Annotated in this window: 19 protein-coding genes; 18 read left to right on the forward strand and 1 reads right to left on the reverse strand. The window is 63.7% G+C overall.

Annotation, left to right across the window (positions count from 1 at the left end):
* On the reverse strand, window positions 1-1455 hold the full coding sequence (locus B552_RS0100110; RefSeq protein ID WP_026035140.1) for an alkaline phosphatase: 1455 nt from the start codon (window positions 1453-1455) through the stop codon (window positions 1-3).
* Between the two features lie 468 nt (window positions 1456-1923).
* Between B552_RS0100110 and B552_RS0100115 the strand changes: the two genes are divergently transcribed.
* The 18 genes from B552_RS0100115 to ccmB all read left to right on the forward strand — a co-directional run bounded on the left by B552_RS0100115 (window position 1924) and on the right by ccmB (window position 20266).
* Window positions 1924-2217, forward strand: a complete 294-nt coding sequence (locus B552_RS0100115; protein WP_019446948.1) for a GYD domain-containing protein — start codon at window positions 1924-1926, stop codon at window positions 2215-2217.
* A gap of 203 nt (window positions 2218-2420) precedes the next feature.
* Window positions 2421-2861 (forward strand): hypothetical protein, encoded by a 441-nt coding sequence (locus B552_RS0100120; protein ID WP_019446949.1) that lies wholly within the window; start codon window positions 2421-2423, stop codon window positions 2859-2861.
* 2 nt (window positions 2862-2863) lie between these two features.
* Complete coding sequence (locus B552_RS28680; protein WP_019446950.1) at window positions 2864-3007, forward strand: hypothetical protein; 144 nt, start codon at window positions 2864-2866, stop codon at window positions 3005-3007.
* Between the two features lie 277 nt (window positions 3008-3284).
* Window positions 3285-3482, forward strand: a complete 198-nt coding sequence (locus tag B552_RS0100130; RefSeq protein ID WP_019446951.1) for a hypothetical protein — start codon at window positions 3285-3287, stop codon at window positions 3480-3482.
* Window positions 3483-3653: 171 nt separating this feature from the next.
* Window positions 3654-4709, forward strand: coding sequence for a hypothetical protein (locus tag B552_RS0100135; RefSeq protein WP_019446952.1), 1056 nt, complete (start codon window positions 3654-3656; stop codon window positions 4707-4709).
* A 2-nt stretch (window positions 4710-4711) separates the two neighbouring features.
* Window positions 4712-5869: a BamA/TamA family outer membrane protein gene (locus B552_RS0100140; RefSeq protein ID WP_019446953.1), complete on the forward strand. Its 1158-nt coding sequence runs from the start codon at window positions 4712-4714 to the stop codon at window positions 5867-5869.
* 724 nt (window positions 5870-6593) lie between these two features.
* Window positions 6594-8018, forward strand: coding sequence for an OFA family MFS transporter (locus B552_RS0100145; RefSeq protein ID WP_019446954.1), 1425 nt, complete (start codon window positions 6594-6596; stop codon window positions 8016-8018).
* A gap of 21 nt (window positions 8019-8039) precedes the next feature.
* Window positions 8040-8171 (forward strand): hypothetical protein, encoded by a 132-nt coding sequence (locus B552_RS0100150; protein ID WP_026035142.1) that lies wholly within the window; start codon window positions 8040-8042, stop codon window positions 8169-8171.
* A 187-nt stretch (window positions 8172-8358) separates the two neighbouring features.
* On the forward strand, window positions 8359-9153 hold the full coding sequence (locus B552_RS0100155; RefSeq protein WP_019446956.1) for an SDR family oxidoreductase: 795 nt from the start codon (window positions 8359-8361) through the stop codon (window positions 9151-9153).
* A 251-nt stretch (window positions 9154-9404) separates the two neighbouring features.
* Window positions 9405-12707 carry a carboxyl transferase domain-containing protein gene (locus B552_RS0100160; protein ID WP_019446957.1) on the forward strand — a complete coding sequence of 1101 codons (3303 nt, stop codon included), beginning with the start codon at window positions 9405-9407 and terminating at the stop codon, window positions 12705-12707.
* A 23-nt stretch (window positions 12708-12730) separates the two neighbouring features.
* Window positions 12731-14473, forward strand: coding sequence for an AMP-binding protein (locus B552_RS0100165; RefSeq protein ID WP_019446958.1), 1743 nt, complete (start codon window positions 12731-12733; stop codon window positions 14471-14473).
* Between the two features lie 279 nt (window positions 14474-14752).
* On the forward strand, window positions 14753-14917 hold the full coding sequence (gene napE, locus B552_RS0100170; RefSeq protein WP_019446959.1) for a periplasmic nitrate reductase, NapE protein: 165 nt from the start codon (window positions 14753-14755) through the stop codon (window positions 14915-14917).
* Between the two features lie 123 nt (window positions 14918-15040).
* Entirely contained in the window at window positions 15041-15370 is a 330-nt protein-coding gene (locus B552_RS0100175; RefSeq protein WP_019446960.1) for a chaperone NapD, read from the forward strand.
* On the forward strand, window positions 15351-17846 hold the full coding sequence (gene napA / locus B552_RS0100180; protein WP_019446961.1) for a periplasmic nitrate reductase subunit alpha: 2496 nt from the start codon (window positions 15351-15353) through the stop codon (window positions 17844-17846). The genes B552_RS0100175 and napA overlap by 20 nt, the downstream gene beginning before the upstream one ends.
* A 17-nt stretch (window positions 17847-17863) precedes the next feature.
* On the forward strand, window positions 17864-18355 hold the full coding sequence (locus B552_RS0100185; RefSeq protein ID WP_019446962.1) for a nitrate reductase cytochrome c-type subunit: 492 nt from the start codon (window positions 17864-17866) through the stop codon (window positions 18353-18355).
* A gap of 20 nt (window positions 18356-18375) precedes the next feature.
* Window positions 18376-18963 carry a cytochrome c3 family protein gene (locus B552_RS0100190; RefSeq protein WP_019446963.1) on the forward strand — a complete coding sequence of 196 codons (588 nt, stop codon included), beginning with the start codon at window positions 18376-18378 and terminating at the stop codon, window positions 18961-18963.
* A gap of 3 nt (window positions 18964-18966) precedes the next feature.
* Window positions 18967-19590, forward strand: coding sequence for a cytochrome c biogenesis heme-transporting ATPase CcmA (gene ccmA, locus B552_RS0100195; RefSeq protein ID WP_019446964.1), 624 nt, complete (start codon window positions 18967-18969; stop codon window positions 19588-19590).
* Between the two features lie 7 nt (window positions 19591-19597).
* Window positions 19598-20266, forward strand: a complete 669-nt coding sequence (ccmB, locus tag B552_RS0100200) for a heme exporter protein CcmB (RefSeq protein WP_019446965.1) — start codon at window positions 19598-19600, stop codon at window positions 20264-20266.

Below are 20266 nucleotides of genomic sequence, written 5' to 3' on the forward strand. Positions count from 1 at the left end.
TTAGAGTCCGATCGACTTCTTGATCAGGCCGAACACGTCGGTGTTGTCCATCACACCGAAGAAGTTGGCCGCGCCGTTGCCCATGGCACCAATGAATACGTCGGTGCCGCCGTGGGTTTCGCCACCCGCGGACATCGGAATCACGGCTTCCTGGTGATAGGCCTTGTCGAAGACCTGCACGTCGGTCAGTGCCGTGCGGTTGGCCGGACGGTTCTCGCCATTGCCGAAGCCGATGATCGAGAACGGGTTGCCCGTGGAGTCGAGCTTCTGCGAACCGCTCACGTAGTCGTAGACCAGGCCCAGCACGCCGGGGCTGGCGTCACTGGTCTTGCCAGTGCGCTTGGCGTAGCCGTTCAGCACCAGCGTGTGGTCATGGTCAGCCGTGACAACGATGAGCGTGTTCTTCAGGCCCGGATCTATCGCATTGAGCTTGTCGATGGCGGCCTTGATCGCGTCGTCGAACGCGGCCGTGTCCTGCAGGGCCTTGCGCGCGGTGGTTTCATGCAGCGCGTGGTCGATACGCCCACCTTCCACCATCAGGAAGAAGCCCTTCTTCTTGGCGGCCAGCACGTCGATGGCCTTGCCGGTCATCTCGGCCAGGCTCGGCTCCTTCGCGGGATCGCGGTCGAGGTCGTAGTCCATGTGGCTGGCGTTGAACAAACCAACCACCTTGGCGGAACCGGCCGTGATCTTGTCGAAGTCCGACTTGTTCGCGGCGTAGGTGTAGCCGGCGGTCTTGAACTCGCCAACCAGGTCGCGGCCGTCCGTACGCTTGCCGCCTGCCGTAGTGGCCAGGAAGTGCTGGCGGCCACCGCCGAAGATCACGTCGACACCGTCGCTAAGCGCACCGTTGAAGCCTGCGCCCTTCGGCACCAGTTGCGCGGCGATGGCGTTCTCGCCGTCACGGTGGCAAATGTGCGCGTAGGTAGCGGCCGGCGTGGCGTGCGTGATGCGCGTGGTGGTCACCACGCCGGTGCCATAGCCGGCTGCCTTCATCTGTTCAAGCAGCGTCGGCACGCTCTTGCCGTTGCCCGAGGACGGGCAGGTGCTGTCCGCACCCGAAACGTAGGCCTTGCCGCTGGCGTCCGTGGCCTTCGTGTCCGGCGACATCGAGATGACTTCGTTGTTCATCTTCACGCCGGTCATGTAGGCCGCCATCGAAGGGGCACTGTCGGTGACCTGGGCGTCGTTCGAATACGTCCGGATAAAGCCGCTTTCCGGCAGCGTATCCATGGTCAGATCGCCATCCTCGCCCACCTTGTAGATGCGCGCGGCGGTCATCGTGGTCATGCCCATGCCGTCGCCGAGGAAAAAGACGACGTTCTTGGTCGGCGCGGTGCTGCCCTGTGGCTGTTCGACCGGTGAATTCGACGTCCCGGCGTTGTTGTTGTCGCCGCCGCAGGACGCAAGGGCAACCGACATGACGGCCGCCGCAAATACGGAAATCCTTCTCATTATGGTGTCCTCCCTGTTTGAGACCGACGGGAGGATGCATGAGAAATATGGCAGGAAGATTACTGCTTGAATTATCGAAAAGACATTCGGATGCCAATCCAATTGGCAGCCATCCTGGCATGCAATGGTTACATCGCCATGGCAGGCATGCCGCACATCTGCACATCCCGGGGCGGCTGGATGACACCAAAGAGACGCTTCAAACCTGCAACACCCGGGGCCAGTGCGCGGTGTCACTCACGCGCTCACGACCCACAAGTCCGCGTGCCATCGGCAGTGGCGCGCAATATGCGTGGCTACGGGCTTGCCCAGACTCCCGGGTTGCGTCCCCGTGGCACGCGCGAAGCCCGTGCCCAGCCGGAATCCGCTCCCAGGCCTTGAGCCACCGTCCGCGCGCCCGCTTGGGGCATCGTCCGCAACCCGGCACGGCGCCGACGGCGCCCGATCCATTCATGCCGGAGACTCAAAATGACCCGATATATCGTGCTGGCAAACTTCACCGACCAGGGCATCCGCACCGTCAAGGACACGACCAAGCGTGCCACCGCAGTACGCGAACTGGGCGTGCAATTTGGCGTGCAGGTCAAGGATATTTTCTGGACGCTCGGCGCGTATGACGTCGTCCTGACCCTGGAAGCGCAGGACGACACCGCCATGACCGCCTTTGGCCTGAGCGTCGGCGCGCTGGGCAATATCCACACGCAGACCTTGCGCGCATTCAACGCCGATGAAATGCAGGCCATCATCGGCAAGATGCGCTGAGCTCTGCAGCAATCAAGGCGGTATTTGCCGGGGCCACGGCTCGCAGATGCCGCCTTTTTCAAGATGTCTACCGCCAGCCCGAATCGTCATGCGCGGACAAATGTAATAGGCCTGGCGAAATTGGAAACACAAGTTTACTCGCCGTACGGCCCGTGCCTTCTTAGACTTCCCCGAATCCAATCGGAAAGACAAGGAGGTTCAAGGTGGGATGGTTTCTCGTCACCGTCGCCCTGCCAGTGCTGGCGCCGATGATCTCGCTGATCTGCATGAAGGCCTTCCCACTCGCCATTCCCTCTGCTCAATTGGGGTTAGTGAATCTGATCAAGGATGGACAACTGTGCTGGGCCGCGATCGGCTTCTGCACGTCCGCCCTTTACGAGATCGCAGCACCGTGTCCGCCCGGCGCGGGTGTAGCAGCAAACGCCCAGGGCTATCTGCACGGGATCCTGACCTTCATATTGGTACTGGCAAGCCTGTTCGCGGCATGCGGTGCGGTCCTTCCCCACACGGTCGGTTATGCGTTGGGGGTGCGTCGGCACGGCCGCTACAAGGTCCTGATGATGTCGATCGGGATCACCCTGCTGTCCGCGGGCTTGTATTCGTTGATTCATCTCGGCGCGTTTGCGCCTGACATCTGGAGATAGGCATGAGCAGTTGGCTGAAAGAACGATTTTCGGACCCGAACCGCGCGATGGACACGATCTGCGCATTTACTGGAGCATCCTGCGTCATCGTGTTCGTGCTGACGATGATTCTCCTGGTCATGGTCCGATTCGGCGGCAAGGTCTAAGAGACACTATCAAAATGATTCTGGCGTCGTTGCGCGGCCTTGGCCAGACTACTTGTACTGTCTGCGGCCGCGCGCCTAGCCAGAACCGCTTCGCTTCATTTTCATAGCGTCTCTAAGTACACGACGGGCTGGGAGCTGGGCCGTAGGCCGCACGACTCCCCTGCGCGCTCAACTATTAGTCCCGCCTATCGACTGAATAACAATCGGGTCTTGGACGCTATAGGCAAGGAAGCGGATCATTCAGGGCATGGTTTTCCCCACCCGCCGGAGTTTTCTGATGAAGTCCGCCCTGCTCGCCCTGTGTGGCGCAGCCTCCCTCCTTGGTTCGCTGTCGGCAGTTGCCGGCCCCGACTTTGCCGTGATCGAACGCGCACGGGCCGAGGCCCACAAACAGCAGCAGGCCACCCGCGCGGGCTGTGACACGGCTGCCGCAAGCGCGCCGAAGGCTGCGACCACCCCGTCCCAGGCGGGCTGACCTTACTCCGATCTACCTGCCGGCCGCGCGGCCAACGGCAGCCTCCCCCAAGGGGGCTGCATAGTCGGAATCGGATTTCCTCATGTCGCCTCACGAAAACATTCACTTCGGCAGGCGACGACGTTCGGTGAAGATCGAGCATCTTGACCGCACTTGGGGAACGCGCGCGCCATGGGAGTCTGCGGCGGAAAATTCGGCTGCACTCTTGCAAGCTGGCTGGCCGGCGCCATCCTTGGCTACCTGCCGCTATCCGTCCATGCGTGGACCGCAGGCGGCAGCGGCGGCGCGGCCGCCGCGACGGCATCGCCTGACACGCAGTCTGGCCCGTACCGGGGCATCGTCGGGCCAGTTGGCAGCACCGAAACCCCACCGGCCGAACCTGCCCAATGGGATCGGGCGCTGCCATTCTTTGCGCAGCGTGTTGTGGACAAGGGCTACAACCTGCCCAACCCCTATGACATCGGCTACTCCTACTACAACGGCTACCAGCGCTACCAGCTAAGCGACCTGGCGGTATCTGCCAGCAACAACCCGCTACGCCCCGCGAACTTCGTCCAGTTCCAGCAATCCCGTATTCGCAACGTATCGAACCAGGTGCAAGTGGGCGCCTGGCTGTTCCCGTTCATGAACGTGTACGGCATCGTTGGCAATGTGGAAGGCAGCGGCTCGATCGATATCAGCTTCTCGTCGCTGGCTGACCTGGAACGATTCTTCGGCATAAACGTAGGTTGCGCCGGACGCCGGCCCGGCCCGAACTGCAGCAAGCCAATCAAGCTGCCGACCCAGCAGGCCAACTACAGCGGCCACACCTACGGCGGCGGTTTCACGCTGGTCGGCACCTACAAGCAGCTCTTCTTCTCGCTGCCCGTCACGTACACGGTGGCCGATATCACGATGTCCGAGACGCCGGTCAAGTCGATCAACATCGGCCCGCGCGTTGGCTGGAACATCCGGCTCGGACATGGCCTGGGTCTGCTGACACCTTATGTCGGCGCCACGTACTTCCACACGCACGCAACGATCACGGGGCATTTCGACGTGCCGCTACCCGACAGCGGCGGCCAGACCAGCCGCCTCAACTATCAGATCGGCGAGCAGGTTGCGGGTTACTGGAGCGGGTCCTTTGGGGCGAGCTGGACGATAAATCGCAGCTTCGGCGTACTGCTTGAGGTCGGTTACGGCTATAACCGGAACAATGTGATTGCCACCGGGTTCCTTCGGTTCTGACGATGATGCGCACGTCGCTTCTCATCACGTTCGGCTTTGCCCTTGCCGCCACACACGTCGCTGCGATCGCGGCTGCGCAATCGAGCGAACCGGAGCACACAAGCTGGATCGACAACGTGCTCAACAAACTCGGTGCGTCGAAGGAAGTGGACCTGAGCCACGGCATCGACTGGGGCGTGCTGCCGGGTCCGTTCTACAACCCCGAGATGGGCTTTGGCATCGGCGCCGCGGCCATTGGCCTGTACAAACCCAAGAATGCCGAAGACGCAACGCAGCTTTCCACGATCAACTTGCACGGGTTCCTCACCACCACCGGCGCAGTGGGAGTTGGCGTGGACAACAACACGTTCTTTGCCGACGACAGCTACCGCTTCGTGTTCTCCGGCGCACTGATCAACATGCCGACGTCATATTGGGGAATCGGCTACAACAACGCGATCAACGACGCCAACAAGGAGGGCTACACCCATCGCGGCGTGGTGGTGCAGCCCAGGGTCATGCTGCGCGTCCGGCCCAACACCTATATTGGCGGCGGCATCGATTTCGAGTATGACGACGCGGCACAACTGGAGCGCGGTGCAAGCAGCGCGCTGGCCACCGACCCGCACGGCACGCGCGTTCTCAGCAGCGGCCTGACCGCGCATTTCTCGTACGACACGCGCGACTTTCTGCCCAACCCATATTCCGGACAGGCCCTGCTGCTCAACGGCACGCTCTACCGGCGCGCGTTTGGCAGCGACACCGACTTCGAATCGCTGGAGCTTACCTATGACCGGTACTTCCGCATGCGCGAGCGCGATGTGCTGGCATTCGACATCTATGGAAAGTTCAGCTGGGGCGATGTGCCCTGGAGCATGATGTCGAATCTCGGCGACAACAAGCACATGCGCGGCTACTTCATGGGCCAGTATCGCGACAAGGCCATGCTGACCGCGCAGGTTGAATACCGCTGGCATATCGCAGGCCGGCAAGGCATGGTCTTCTGGCTCGCCACCGGCGCCATCGCCGGCAACCCCGGCGCGTTGACGTCAGCCCACTGGCTGCCGAACGGAGGCGTGGGCTACCGCTTCGAGTTCAAGCCGCGCGTCAATGTACGTTTCGATGTCGGCGTTGGCCGCCAGACGAGGGGCGCCTACTTCCAGATCAACGAAGCGTTCTGATCACGGCAAGAAAAAAAGCCACGGCCCTTGCAGGCCGCGGCGTGTCAATCAGCCGGTCCACGCGACACCCACAATGTCGCCCGTTGCACCCCATTTCTGGTTTGACCGGCTTGTCCTTTCATGGCAGAGGAAAACGCCACGCAGCGAATCGTATTGAGGATTCATGACTTCCCGGTGACAGGTTGTCCTGACAATTGGCCATGAGTCGGCCTGCCCTGCCGGACCTGCTGTGGCAAAAATCACACGACTGCAGCCGCCTGCCGCGAATACGTACCGCATTAACGCGAGAAACGCGAGAAACCCGGGCCAGTCGCGAATATGTATTCTTTAGCCTATTGAAGTGGCCCATCAAGACGGCTAAGGTTCAGCGCATAATAATTTCCACGGCAATATATGTTGACCAGAACATATATTGCTCGCCCCGATCGGAAAAAGAATGAGCCATTCCATTATGGGACGCCCTGCGTCTCCAGCCGTCCTGATTGCCGGACCCGTGTGGTCCTGCCCTTGCGTGCCGCCGTGCGCGCTCGTTCCCGCTTTCGTTTTGTAGCAATCGTCGACAAGTCCGGGCACAAAATCCTGATGAAAGCCCGGTGCGTCGACACTTCTGGGGGCAACCCGACCACGGCGTGACGGGGTCAACCGGCTGGGCCACCCAGACCCGCCGGGCGCGCCATGCTTCACGTGGAAGGATTGCCCAGGACCCTCGTCTGGAGACCACTCAATGAGCAGTGTGATAAATGATGGCGGCAACCCGGCTTACGGGCAGGCGCCGTTCTTTTCCAAGGAAGCAACTTACGCCAAACCGGGATTTTCCCGCTGGATGGTTCCGCCTGCAGCACTGGCGGTTCATCTCTGCATCGGCCAGGCCTATGCCTTCTCGGTTTTCAATGCCCCGCTTTCCAAGATCATCGGCATCACCGAATCCGCGCCCGATGACTGGAAACTGACGACCCTGGGCTGGATTTTTTCGCTGGCGATATTCTTCCTCGGCATTTCCGCCGCATTTGCCGGCAAATGGCTGGAACGCGTGGGACCGCGCAAGACGATGTTCACGGCCGCCTGCTGCTTCGGTGGTGGCTTCCTGATCTCCGCACTGGGCGTCTACACGCATCAGATCGTCCTGCTCTACCTTGGCTACGGCGTGCTCGGCGGCATCGGCCTGGGGCTGGGGTATGTGTCGCCCGTGTCCACGCTGATCCGCTGGTTCCCGGACCGCCGCGGCATGGCCACCGGCATGGCCATCATGGGCTTCGGCGGCGGCGCAATGATTGCCGCGCCGCTGTCCGTGGCATTGATGAACTACTTCAAGACCGCAACGTCCGTGGGCGTGACCCAGACTTTCGTGGTCATGGGCATTGGATACTTCATCTCGATGACGATCGGCTCGCTGGCCATCCGCATCCCCGCACCTGGCTGGAAGCCGGCCGGCTGGACGCCGCCAGTCACCGCCAGCAAGATGATCACGCGTAACCATGTGCATATCGACCAGGCCCTGAAGACGCCCCAGTTCTACCTGCTGTGGCTGGTGCTGTTCCTGAACGTCACGGCCGGTATCGGCGTGCTTGGACAGGCTTCGCTGATGATTCAGGAAAGCTTCAAGGGCAGCGTAAGCGCGGCGGCAGCAGCCGGCTTCGTGGGCCTGCTGTCGCTGTTCAACATGGGCGGCCGCTTTTTCTGGGCTTCGTCGTCCGACTGGATCGGCCGCAAGAACACCTATTTCGTGTTCTTCGCGCTGGGCGCCGTGCTGTACTGGGTCGTGCCGCAGCTGGGCGCCAGCGGCAACATTGCGCTGTTCGTGCTGGCCTACTGCGTCATCATGTCGATGTACGGCGGCGGCTTTGCCACGATTCCGGCCTATCTGGCCGACATGTTCGGCACCGCCTTCGTGGGCGGCATCCACGGCCGGCTGCTGACGGCCTGGGCTGCTGCCGGTATTGCCGGCCCGGTACTGGTGAACTACATCCGCGAATACCAGGTGGCGCATGGCGTGACCGGCGCGGCCGCCTACAGCATGACGCTGCACATCATGGCCGCACTGCTCGTGATCGGCTTCATCTGCAACCTTCTGGTGGCACGCGTCAGCGAAAAGCACCATATGAACGAAGCCGACGCGTCTGCACTTGCCGGCGCCGGCGCTGCCCACTAACACCCCACGAAAGCCATGCACATGGACAACCAACAAGTGACGGCCCAATCGACCAACAAGGGCTTGCTGGCCATCTTCTGGCTGTACGTACTTGTACCGCTGGTCTGGGGCGTCTCCAACACGATCACCCAGGCGCTGAAGCTGTTCCACTGATCGCTCCACCGAGCGCCACCGCCACATCAGCAAGGCCACCTTCGGGTGGCCTTGTTCTTTCAATGGCCAATGGCGGAACGCCGCATTCCACGCACGCGGCTTGCGTATCGGCGGCGGCTTCATACACTTGTCGGGTTGCCCTGTCTGTCACCGGACAGGTTCCTCGTCCACTGGAAATGGAGTTGCCATGAACATCGATCTGTCGGGCAAGACCGCCCTGGTTACCGGCTCCACCGCCGGCATCGGCTTTGCCGCGCTGCGCGGCCTGGCCGGTTCGGGCGCGCATGTGATCGTCAGCGGCCGCAGCCAGGCGTCTGTCGACAAGGCAATCGCTTCGCTGAAGACATCCGTACCGGGCGCACAAGTCACCGGCTTTGCGGGTGATCTGACCGACGCCACCGTCTGCGAGACGCTCGTCAACACCCATCCCGCCGTCGATATCCTCGTCAACAATCTCGGCATCTTCGAACCAAAGGACTTCTTCGATATCCCGGACAGCGATTGGACGCGCTTCTTCGAAGTCAACGTGCTGACCGGCGTGCGGCTCTCGCGCGCCTACGCCAGGGGCATGGCCGACCGCAAATGGGGCCGCATCGTTTTCATTGCCTCTGAGTCCGGCATCAACATTCCGGTGGAGATGATCCACTACGGATTCACCAAGACCGCGCAACTGGCCGTATCGCGCGGATTGGCCAAGCGGCTGGCTGGCACCGGTGTGACGGTGAACGCCGTACTGCCCGGGCCAACGCTTTCGGAAGGCGTGACGGCCATGCTCAAGGATGAGATCGCGAAGACCGGCAAGAGCGCCGAGGAAGTGGCGGCGGAATTCGTCAAGGCACATCGCGCAACGTCGATCATCCAGCGCGCGGCCACCGTCGATGAAGTGGCCAACATGATCGTCTACGTCTGCTCGACACAGGCTTCGGCCACGACCGGCGCGGCATTGCGTGTCGATGGCGGCGTGGTGGATACGATCATGTGAAACGCCCCGGCTGCGCAGACGCCAGCCGCATGCCGATGAACAAGCAGCCGCACGGACCACCGGCACGTACGGCGTTTCATCGCTGCGGCGCAGCAGATGGGATACCGCAGCACGACCTGAGCCTCAGCTATAGAGGCGATGCATGGCCGCCATGAAACTTGCGCCATGGGCTCATGCGGCGTGCCGCCTGCGCCGTACATTCTGGCTTGCATCCCGTCGATGCCGCTTCAACATTCCACGGAATCGAGCCAGTGAAAAAGCTTCTGATAGCCAACCGCGGCGAAATCGCGCTGCGGGTTCAACGCGCCGCACAGGATCTGGGCATTGCCACGGTGGCGGTCTACGCCACCGACGACGCGCAGTGCCGCCACCGGCAACTCGCTGACCAGGCCGTCGCGCTGCCCGGCAGCGGCCCTGCCGCCTATCTCGACATTGACGCCATCCTCGGCGCCGCCCGTGCCACCGGCTGCGATGCCATTCATCCCGGCTACGGCTTCCTGAGCGAGCGCGCCGACTTTGCTCACGCGTGCACAGCCGCCGGTATCGCCTTCGTCGGCCCGACGCCGGAACAGCTCGCGCTGTTCGGCGACAAGGGCCGAGCGCTGGACCTGGCGGCACAGTGCGACGTTCCGGTCATGCCCGCCACGCCGGGCGGCGCTTCGCTCGATGACGTCAGCGCATTCCTCGACGCACAACATGGCAACGGCGTTGTGCTGAAGGCCGTGGGCGGTGGCGGCGGGCGCGGCATGCGCATCGTGCGTGATGCCAATGCGCTGCCCGAGGCCTACGCCAGATGCCAGTCCGAAGCGCGCAGCGCGTTCGGGATCGATGCCGTCTACGCCGAAAGGCTCGTCGAGCGTGCGCGCCATATCGAAGTGCAGATCGTTGGCGATGGCATCGACGTCATCGCACTCGGCGAGCGCGACTGCACGTTGCAGCGGCGCTTCCAGAAGCTGGTGGAGATCGCGCCGTCCCCGGTCCTGACGCCAGCGCTGCGCGACCGCATCGTCCAGGCGGCCTGCAAGATCGCCCGCCACGCGCGCTATCGCAGCCTGGGAACGTTCGAGTTCCTGGTGGAAACGGACGACGCAGGCGCACCGCGCGGCTTTGTCTTTATTGAAGCCAATCCACGCCTGCAGGTGGAGCACACGATCACCGAGCAGACAACCGGGCTGGACCTTGTGGCGCTACAGCTCGGCATCGCAGACGGGCGGCGGCTGCGCGATCTCGGCCTCGACCCGGCATCGCCGCCCGTGCCGCGCGGTTACGCCGTGCAGCTGCGCATCAATGCCGAAGCAACCGACGCGCAGGGGCAGGCGCGCCCCGCGCAAGGCCGGCTGGAACGATTCGATCCGCCCACCGGGCCCGACGTTCGCGTGGACACGCATGGCTATACCGGGTACGCGCCCCCGGCGGGCTATGACTCGCTGCTGGCAAAGCTGATCGTCAGCACGGCATCGCCGCGCTTCGAGGATGTGGTGCGCCGTGTGCGGCGCGCGCTCGGCGAATTCCATATCGACGGCGTGCCGAGCAACCTGGAACTGCTGCGCGCGCTGGTTGGCCGTGAAGACTTCACGACGCAGCACGTGCATACGCGCCATTTCGAGACCATCCTGCCGGACCTGCTTGCCGCCGCGCAACGCGTGGCTGCCGATGATGCGGCGCGGCACGCCTCGATCGGCATCACCCAGACCGCACCCGCGCCGGTACCAACTGCCGCCAGCGAAACGCTGGACGAGGGCCTGATTGCCGTGCGCGCGTCGATGAACGGCCGCGTGGTCGAAATGCGCGTCGTCGAGGACGACATCGTGCAGGCCGGCCAGACCGTGGCCATTCTCGATGCCATGAAGATGGAGCACACGATCGTGGCCGACTGCGCGGGGCGTGTGATCGATGTGCGCGTGGGGCCGGGCGGCCAGACCGCTGAAGCGCAGATCCTGCTCGTACTGGAGCCGGTGGCGGACGCAGGCGTGCAGCATCAACGCAACGAGGCGGCCGATCCTCGTGCGATCCGCGCGGACCTGCAGCGCGTGCTGGACCGCGACGCGTTTCTGTACGATGCGGCGCGTCCCGATGCCGTGGCGAAGCGTCACGCACGCGGCCAGCGCACCGCCCGGGAGAACGTCGCCGATCTTTGCGACCCCGGCAGCTTTATCGAGTACGGCGCCTATGCAGTGGCCGCACAGGCGAGCCGCCGCAGCGCCGAGGACCTGATCGCCAACACCCCCGCCGACGGCCTGATCACTGGCACCGGCCGCATCAACGGCGCGCAGTTTGCACCGGAGCAGTCCCGCTGCGCCGTGCTGGCCTACGACGCCACGGTGCTGGCCGGCACGCAAGGCAAGCGCAACCACACCAAGACCGATCGCATCCTGAAGGTGGCCGCCGAGCAGAAGCTGCCCACGGTGATATTTGCCGAAGGCGGCGGCGGGCGCCCTGGCGACGTCGACTTTCCCACCGTCGCCGGTCTCTACCAGCCGTCTTTCGCCGCGTTCGCCGGGCTCAGCGGCGAAGTACCCGTGGTCGGAATTGCGGCAGGCCGCTGCTTCGCGGGCAACGCGGCACTGCTTGGCTGCAGCGATGTGATCATCGCCACGCGCGACGCGAACATTGGCATGGCCGGCCCGGCGATGATCGAAGGCGGCGGCCTGGGGGTGTTTCGCCCGGAAGATATCGGCCCTGCGGCCGTGCAATACCAGAACGGAGTGGTCGATCTGCTGGTGGACGACGAAGCCGCCGCCGTGCGCGTGGCCAAACACTACCTGTCGATGTTCCAGGGCCGCACGCGTGACTGGGAGGCGCCAGACCCGCTGCAACTGCGCGGCGTGGTGCCGGAGAATCGCCTGCGCGTCTATGACACGCGTACCGCGATCCACGGCATCGCCGATAGCGGCAGCGTGCTGGAACTGCGCGCGGGCTACGGCACGGGCGTGCATACCGCACTGGCCCGCATCGAGGGCCGGCCGGTGGGAATCGTCGCCAACAATCCGCGCCACCTCGGCGGCGCCATCGATGTCGACGCGGCGGACAAGGCCGCGCGTTTCATGCAGCTTTGCGACACGCACGGACTGCCGATCATTTCACTGATCGACACGCCGGGCTTCATGGTGGGCCCGGAGATCGAGGCACGTGCGCAGGTTCGCCATGTCTCGCGTCTGTTCGTACTTGGCGCCAAGGTACGCGTGCCGTTCATGGCCGTGGTGCTGCGCAAGGGTTATGGATTGGGTGCGATGGCCATGGCGGCAGGCGGCTTCCGCGCGCCGGCATTTACGATCTCGTGGCCGACCGGGGAGTTCGGCGGCATGGGGCTGGAAGGCGCGGTACGGCTTGGATTCCGCAAGGAACTGGAAGCGCTGCCAGCCGGCCCCGAACGTGATGCGCTCTACCAGCAACTGGTGGCCCAGATGTATGAGCGCGGACATGCCATCAACGCGGCGGCCGGGCTGGAGATCGACGCGGTGATCGACCCGGCCGAGACGCGGCGCTGGCTGCTGGCCGGGCTCGATGCCGCGCCGCGTGGCGATGCGCCGCGACGGTATGTGGATGCGTGGTAATCAACCCCTTGCAAGGAGACACGATGGAAGACGCAGCTTTCTTCGCAGACCTTGAAGCGCGGCATCGCCGCATCTGGCCCGCCGGCGTTCCCACGGCGCCGCAGTATCCGCACGGCGAAGTCAGCCTGGGCGATACGCTGCGCGCCTGGGCACGTATCCAGCCGGAGCGCCCCGCACTGATCTACTACGGCACCGAAGTCAGCTATGCCGAACTCGACGACCTCAGCGAACGCTGCGCCGAACTGCTGCGCGGCCACGGCATCGGCCCGGGGGACCGCGTGGCGGTGCTGCTTGGCAACTGCCCGCAGTTTCATATCGTCTTCTACGCGATCCTCAAACTGGGCGCGGTCTATGTGCCGGTGAATCCGCTGTTCAAGGAACACGAACTGGCCTATGAACTGAACGATGCAGGCGCCAGCACCGTGATCGCGCTCGATACCCTTGTGCCGATGCTGATGGCTGTGAAGCCCCAGACCCGCGTGAGCAAGGTGTTCCGCACGTCGGCAGGCGAGTTTCTTCCCGCACATCCCACGTTGCCGATTCCTGCAGGGCTGGACGCCGCGCCAGTCGCCCATGCCGGAACGATCGACCTGATGCCCGCAATCCACACGTGCACGGGGAACGTGCGCGACGTGCAGGTGGACCTCGATGCATTGGCCGCGTTGAACTACACCGGCGGCACCACCGGCATGCCGAAAGGCTGCATGCACACGCAGCGCGACATGGTCTATACGGCGGCTGCATCGCTTGCCGTCAATGGCGCCCCTGAGGACCAGTCCCATGCCAACGACAGCGCGCAGCCGTCTTCCGACGTGATGCTGAATTTCCTGCCGATGTTCTGGATTGCCGGCGAGAACCTGGGCCTGATCTTCCCGGTCTTCAGCGGCGCCACGCTGGTGCTGCTGGCGCGCTGGGACCCTGTTGCCGTGATGGCCGCAGTGGGCCGCTATCGCGTGAATCGTACGTTCATGGTGGTCGACAACGTAGTCGAACTGCTGCAGCACCCGGACATCGAACGTCATGACATGCGTCCGCTGCAGCACACCCGCGTGGCGTCGTTCATCCGCAAGCTCACCGTCGATCTGCGGCGCCAGTGGCACGCGCTGACCGGCAGCATCATTGCCGAGGGCGCGTGGGGCATGACCGAGACGCATACCAGCGACACGTTCACCACCGGCATGCAGGCCAACGACATGGACCTGCACGGTCGGCCGGTCTTTGTGGGGCTGCCGGTGCCGGGTACGCGCATCAAGATCTGCGACTTCGAAACCGGCGAACTACTGCAGATTGGCGCGGAAGGCGAAATCGTCGTCAGCACGCCCTCGCTGCTCAAGGGCTACTGGGGCCGCCCCGACGCCAACGCCGAGGTCTTCCGCGACGGCTGGTTCCGCACCGGCGATATCGGCACCTATGACGAGGCAGGCTACCTGCACTTCCTGGGCCGTCGCAAGGAGATGATCAAGGTGCGCGGCATGAGCGTGTTTCCGTCCGAACTGGAAGTCCTTCTGGGAAGGCACCCGGCGGTGCTGGGCTCGGCCGTGGTGGCCCGCCCCGATCGCGACAAGGGACAGGTTCCCGTGGCCTTTATCCGGCTGCGCCCCGGCGAGGTCGAAACCACCGCCGACGATCTGCTGTGCTGGTGCCGTGAACACATGGCCAGCTACAAGGTGCCGGAAATCCGGGTTGTGCCCGAACTGCCGATGACGGCCACCGGCAAGGTAAGGAAAGTGGAACTGCAGCAGCAGTTCGAGCAGGACGCTGGCTGACGCAGCCCCCGCTTCATCCCCGCCCGGCGCCAGCTTTTCGGAATGCAGACTCACGCACATCAGAAGCTGGTGGCCACTGGCGCCAATCCCCCGCTTCCATAGCGCGCCCCGCATTTGAGGGATACCGCGTTCTGACGCGCAGCGCGTCATGTCTTGACATATTTCCGCCTGCCCCCGGTACGCGTGTGCCCGCCTTGACACTTGGCGCTGTGCTTTCTTTAATGAGTTACGCATAACCGGCGCACAGTCCGGCAAGCCTGTTCATAAACAGAGGCCACTATGCAATCAGGCAGCGTCGAAGACCCGCAGCGCAAGCAAGAAGAACTGCGCAGCTTCCTGTTTCTGACCGCCGTGATGGTGCCGGTACTTTCGGTCATCTTCGTGGCCGGCTACGGATTCATCGTCTGGATGATCCAGTTGATCGGCGGACCGCCCACCCATTGAGGATTGGCCTTCGATTTCCTTCGGTTGGCCCTTGGTTTCCCTTTGGTTTCCCTTTGGTCCAATTGCCCGCGCAACAAGAAGACTGCAATGCTGAATCAGGCAGCTTCTAGCTGGAGTCCACGCATGCCAGCTTTTGGAAACACCATCCCAATCCAGCCCGAGCCGGCCGGCGACGAATGGCATATTGCCGGCATCGTGGTGTACGCGCATCCGCAGCACCTGGACACGGTTCGCGCAGCCATCGACGCCATGACGGGCGCGGAAATCCATGCCGCCAGCGACGCCGGCAAGCTGGTAGTCACCGTTGAAGCACCCACCTCGCGCGCCATCGCCGCGCATCTCACCTGTCTGCATCAGCTCGAAGGCGTGTTGTCCGCCACGCTGGTCTACCAGCACAACGAGGATGCTGCAGCCATGAACGAGGAGATCTCCGATGTCACTCACGCGTCGTGAATTCATCAAGCAGACAGCCATCACGGCCACCGCATCGGTGGCCGGCATCTCGCTGCCGGCGGACGCGGCCAATTTCGTGACGGACAGCGAAGTCGCGAAACTGAAATGGTCGAAGGCGCCCTGCCGGTTCTGCGGCACCGGCTGCGGCGTGACGGTGGCGGTCAAGGACAACAAGGTGGTGGCCACCCAGGGCGACCCGCAGTGCGAGGTCAACAAGGGGCTGAACTGCGTCAAGGGCTATTTCCTGTCGAAGATCATGTACGGGCAGGACAGGCTGACCAAGCCGATGTTGCGCATGAAGGATGGCAAGTACGACAAGAACGGTGAATTCACGCCAGTCAGCTGGGATCGCGCTTTCGACGAGATGGAGCGCCAGTTCAAGCGCGTGCTCAAGGAAAAGGGCCCAACCGCCGTGGGCATGTTTGGCTCCGGCCAGTGGACCGTATGGGAGGGCTACGCGGCTTCCAAGCTGTACAAGGCGGGATTCCGCTCGAACAATATCGACCCCAATGCACGCCACTGCATGGCATCGGCCGTGACCGGCTTCATGCGCACGTTCGGCATGGACGAGCCAATGGGCTGCTATGACGACTTCGAGGCAGCCGACGCGTTCGTGCTGTGGGGCTCGAACATGGCGGAGATGCACCCGATCCTGTGGACGCGGATTACCGACCGCCGCCTGAGCCATCCGAAGACACGCGTGGCCGTGCTGTCCACGTTCACGCACCGGTCGTTCGACCTGGCCGACCTGCCGATCATCTTCACGCCGCAGACCGACCTGGCGATGCTGAACTACATCGCCAACTACATCATCCGCAATAACAAGGTCAACAAGGACTTCGTCAACAAGTACACGGTATTCAAGGAGGGCGTGACCGATATCGGCTATGGGCTGCGTCCGGACAATCCGCTCCAGAAGGCGGCCAAGAACGCCGCCAACGCGAACGACTCGAAGCCGATCACGTTCGACGACTTCGCCAAATTCGTATCGAAGTACGACGCCGACTACGTCAGCAAGCTGTCCGGCGTGCCCAAGGCACAGCTTGAAAAGCTGGCGGAACTGTATGCGGACCCGAACATCAAGGTGATGTCGCTGTGGACCATGGGGTTCAACCAGCACACGCGCGGGACGTGGGTCAACAACATGGTCTACAACGTGCACCTGCTGACCGGCAAGATCTCCACGCCCGGCAACAGTCCGTTCTCGCTGACGGGGCAGCCGTCGGCCTGCGGCACCGCGCGCGAAGTCGGCACGTTCTCGCACCGCCTGCCGGCGGACATGGTCGTCACCAACCCCAAGCACCGCGAGGAAGCCGAGCGCATCTGGAAGCTTCCGCCCGGCACGATCCCGGACAAGCCCGGCTTTCACGCCGTGCTGCAGAACCGCATGCTCAAGGACGGCAAGCTCAATGCGTACTGGGTACAGGTCAACAACAACATCCAGGCCGCGGCCAACCTGATGCAGGAAGGCCTGCCCGGCTACCGGAACCCGGCCAACTTCATTGTGGTGTCCGATGTCTATCCCACTGTCACGGCGCTGTCGGCAGACCTGATCCTGCCCAGCGCGATGTGGGTGGAGAAGGAAGGCGCCTACGGCAACGCGGAGCGGCGCACGCAGTTCTGGCACCAGCTCGTTGACGCGCCGGGAGAGTCCCGCTCGGACCTCTGGCAGCTGATGGAATTCTCGAAGCGCTTCAAGGTCGAGGAAGTCTGGCCGGCCGACCTGATCGCCAAGAAGCCCGAGTATCGCGGCAAGACGCTGTACGACGTGCTCTATCGCAATGGGCAGGTGGACAAGTTCCCGCTCAAGGACATGGATGCGGACTACCACAACGACGAAGCCAAGGCGTTCGGCTTCTACGTGCAGAAGGGCCTGTTCGAGGAGTACGCGACGTTTGGCCGTGGCCACGGCCATGACCTGGCGCCGTTCGACACCTATCACGAGGTGCGCGGGCTGCGCTGGCCCGTGGTAAACGGCAAGGAAACACGCTGGCGCTATCGCGAGGGCAGCGACCCGTACGTGAAAGCCGGCACGGGCTTCCAGTTCTACGGCAACCCGGACGGCAAGGCCGTGATCTTTGCCCTGCCCTACGAGCCGCCGGCCGAGTCGCCCGACAAGGAGTACCCGTTCTGGCTGGCCACGGGCCGCGTGCTCGAACACTGGCACTCGGGCTCCATGACGCGGCGCGTGCCCGAACTCTATCGGGCCTTCCCGAATGCCGTGTGCTTCATGCATCCGGAAGATGCCAAGGCACTGGGGCTGCGGCGCGGCGTGGAAGTCGAAGTGGTCTCGCGGCGCGGCCGCATGCGCACGCGCATAGAAACACGCGGACGCGACACACCGCCGCGCGGGCTGGTGTTCGTGCCATGGTTCGATGCCAGCCAGCTCATCAACAAGGTGACGCTGGATGCAACCTGCCCGATCTCGCTGCAGACCGACTTCAAGAAATGCGCGGTCAAGATCGTCAAGGTCTGAGTACAGGAGGACATGCCATGATGCCGAGCCGATCCTGGGTCACCGCGCTGGTGATCGCCACGATGCTCTGGGCGACACTGCTGTGCGCCCCGCTGGCACGCGCGCAGGGCCTGGTAGACGCGTTGCGCGGCCCTACGCCGGTGGCCAACGAGACCAAGCCGCCGCTGCTGTATCAGACCGAGAACAAGGATATCCGCCGCACCCGCAACTACACGATGCAGCCGCCGACGATCCCGCACAAGATCGACGGATACCAGCTGGACAAGGACTTCAACCGCTGCATGTTCTGCCACGCGCGCACCCGTACGGAGGAGACGCAGGCAATTCCGATCAGCATCACGCACTACATGGACCGTGACAACAACGTGCTGGCGGACGTCTCCCCGCGGCGCTACTTCTGCACGCAGTGCCACGTTCCGCAGGCGGATACCAAGCCACTCGTCAACAATACGTTCGTCGATGTGGAAACCATCCTCAAGCGAAGTGGTGGCGCCAAGGGTGCCAAGTGACCAGGCCACGGTGACCGACCATGTGGGATCTGATCAAGCGCTACTGGCGCACCATCAACCGACCCAGCGCGTATTTCAGCCTGGGATTCCTGACGCTGGGCGGCTTCATAGCCGGCGTGATGTTCTGGGGCGCGTTCAATACGGCGCTGGAGCTCACCAACACCGAGCAGTTCTGTACGGGCTGCCACGAGATGCGGGACAACGTCTACCAGGAATTGCAGGGCACGATCCACTTCACGAACCGTAGCGGCGTGCGCGCCAAATGCTCGGACTGCCACGTGCCGCACAACTGGACCAACAAGATGGCCCGCAAGATGCAGGCGTCGAAGGAAGTCTGGGCCAAGATCTTCGGCACCGTGGACACGCGCGAGAAGTTCCAGGCGCATCGGCTGGAACTGGCGCAGCACGAATGGGCCCGCTTCAAGGCCAACGATTCGCTGGAATGCCGCAACTGCCACGACTACCAGTCGATGGACTTCACGCGCCAGAGCCCGCGCGCGCAGGCCATGCATTCGACCTATCTGGCCGACAAGGAGAAGACCTGCATCGACTGCCACAAGGGCATTGCCCACCATCTGCCTGACATGTCGAAGGCCGAGGGGCAATAGACCATGGCCGACGCGGAACTGGAGGGCCGCGATCTTGGCGTCCGGCGCGGGTACCGCGTCATCTTCAGCGGCATCGGCCTATCCTTGCGACGCGGGGAACTGCTGCAGGTCATGGGGCCGAACGGCGCCGGCAAGAGCAGCCTGCTGCGGGTGCTGTCGAGCCTGATGCCGCCTGCCGAAGGCAACCTGTGCTGGCGCGGCAGGCCCGTGCGCGCGGGAGACCCCGTCTATCTCGGCCGGCTTGCCTATCTCGGCCACACCAATGGCATCTACCCGGATCTCTCGTCGATCGAGAACCTGCAGTTCGCCGCGCGCATGGCAGGACAGCGCCCGACTGCCGAAGCCGCACGCCATGCGCTGTCGCAACTCGGTCTCGGTGGTGTGGCGGACACCCCCGTACGCACGCTTTCGCAAGGCCAGCGCCGGCGCGTGGCGCTGGCACGGCTGGCGCTGGCACCGTGCGAGCTTTGGCTGCTGGACGAGCCACTGACTTCGCTGGACGAGGCGTCCTCCGCCAGCTTCGATGCGCTGCTGGCCAACCATCTGCGAGATGGCGGCATGGCCGTGATCGCCACGCATCGACTGCTGCGCGCCGACGCCGGCGTGCTGGACATTGCGCGAACGTGAGGCTGCCATGATCCGCACGCTCGCCGCCGTCATCGCGCACGACCTGTCGATTGCCTGGCGGCGACGCACTGGCCTGCTGGCCAGCGTGGTGTTCTTCGTGATTGCCACGAGTCTCTTCCCGCTGGCAATCGGACCAGATCCGCAGCAGTTGCGCGCGCTGGCACCGGGCATCCTGTGGGTATCGGCATTGCTCGCGTCGATGCTGTCGCTGTCGCGACTGTTTGCACAGGAGTATGCGGACGGCAGCCTGGACCAGCTTCTGCTGTCGCCCCACCCGCTGGCATTGCTGGTACTGGCGAAAATCTGCGCGCACTGGCTGACCAGCGGCCTGCCGCTGCTTGTGCTGACGCCGTTGCTGGCCCAGCAGTACAGCTTGCCCGCAGGGTCGGCGCTGCTGCTGTCGGCGTCGCTGCTGGTGGGAACGCCTGCGCTGAGCCTGATCGGCGCGGTCGGCGCGGCGTTGACGCTTGGCGTGCGCAGCGGCGCGGTGCTGCTCTGCGTACTGGTGCTGCCGCTGTCGATTCCCGTGCTGGTGTTCGGCGCCAGCGCCGGCGCGGCCGCCGATGCGGGTCTGGACGTGATCCCGCAGTTCTCGTTGCTTGGCGCGTGCCTGGCGCTGTCGCTGTTCGTGTGCCCGCTGGCCACGGCCGCCGGATTGCGTATCGCCATGGAGTAA

Source organism: Cupriavidus sp. BIS7 (genome assembly GCF_000292345.1).
In the GTDB taxonomy this organism is placed as follows: Bacteria; Pseudomonadota; Gammaproteobacteria; order Burkholderiales; family Burkholderiaceae; genus Cupriavidus.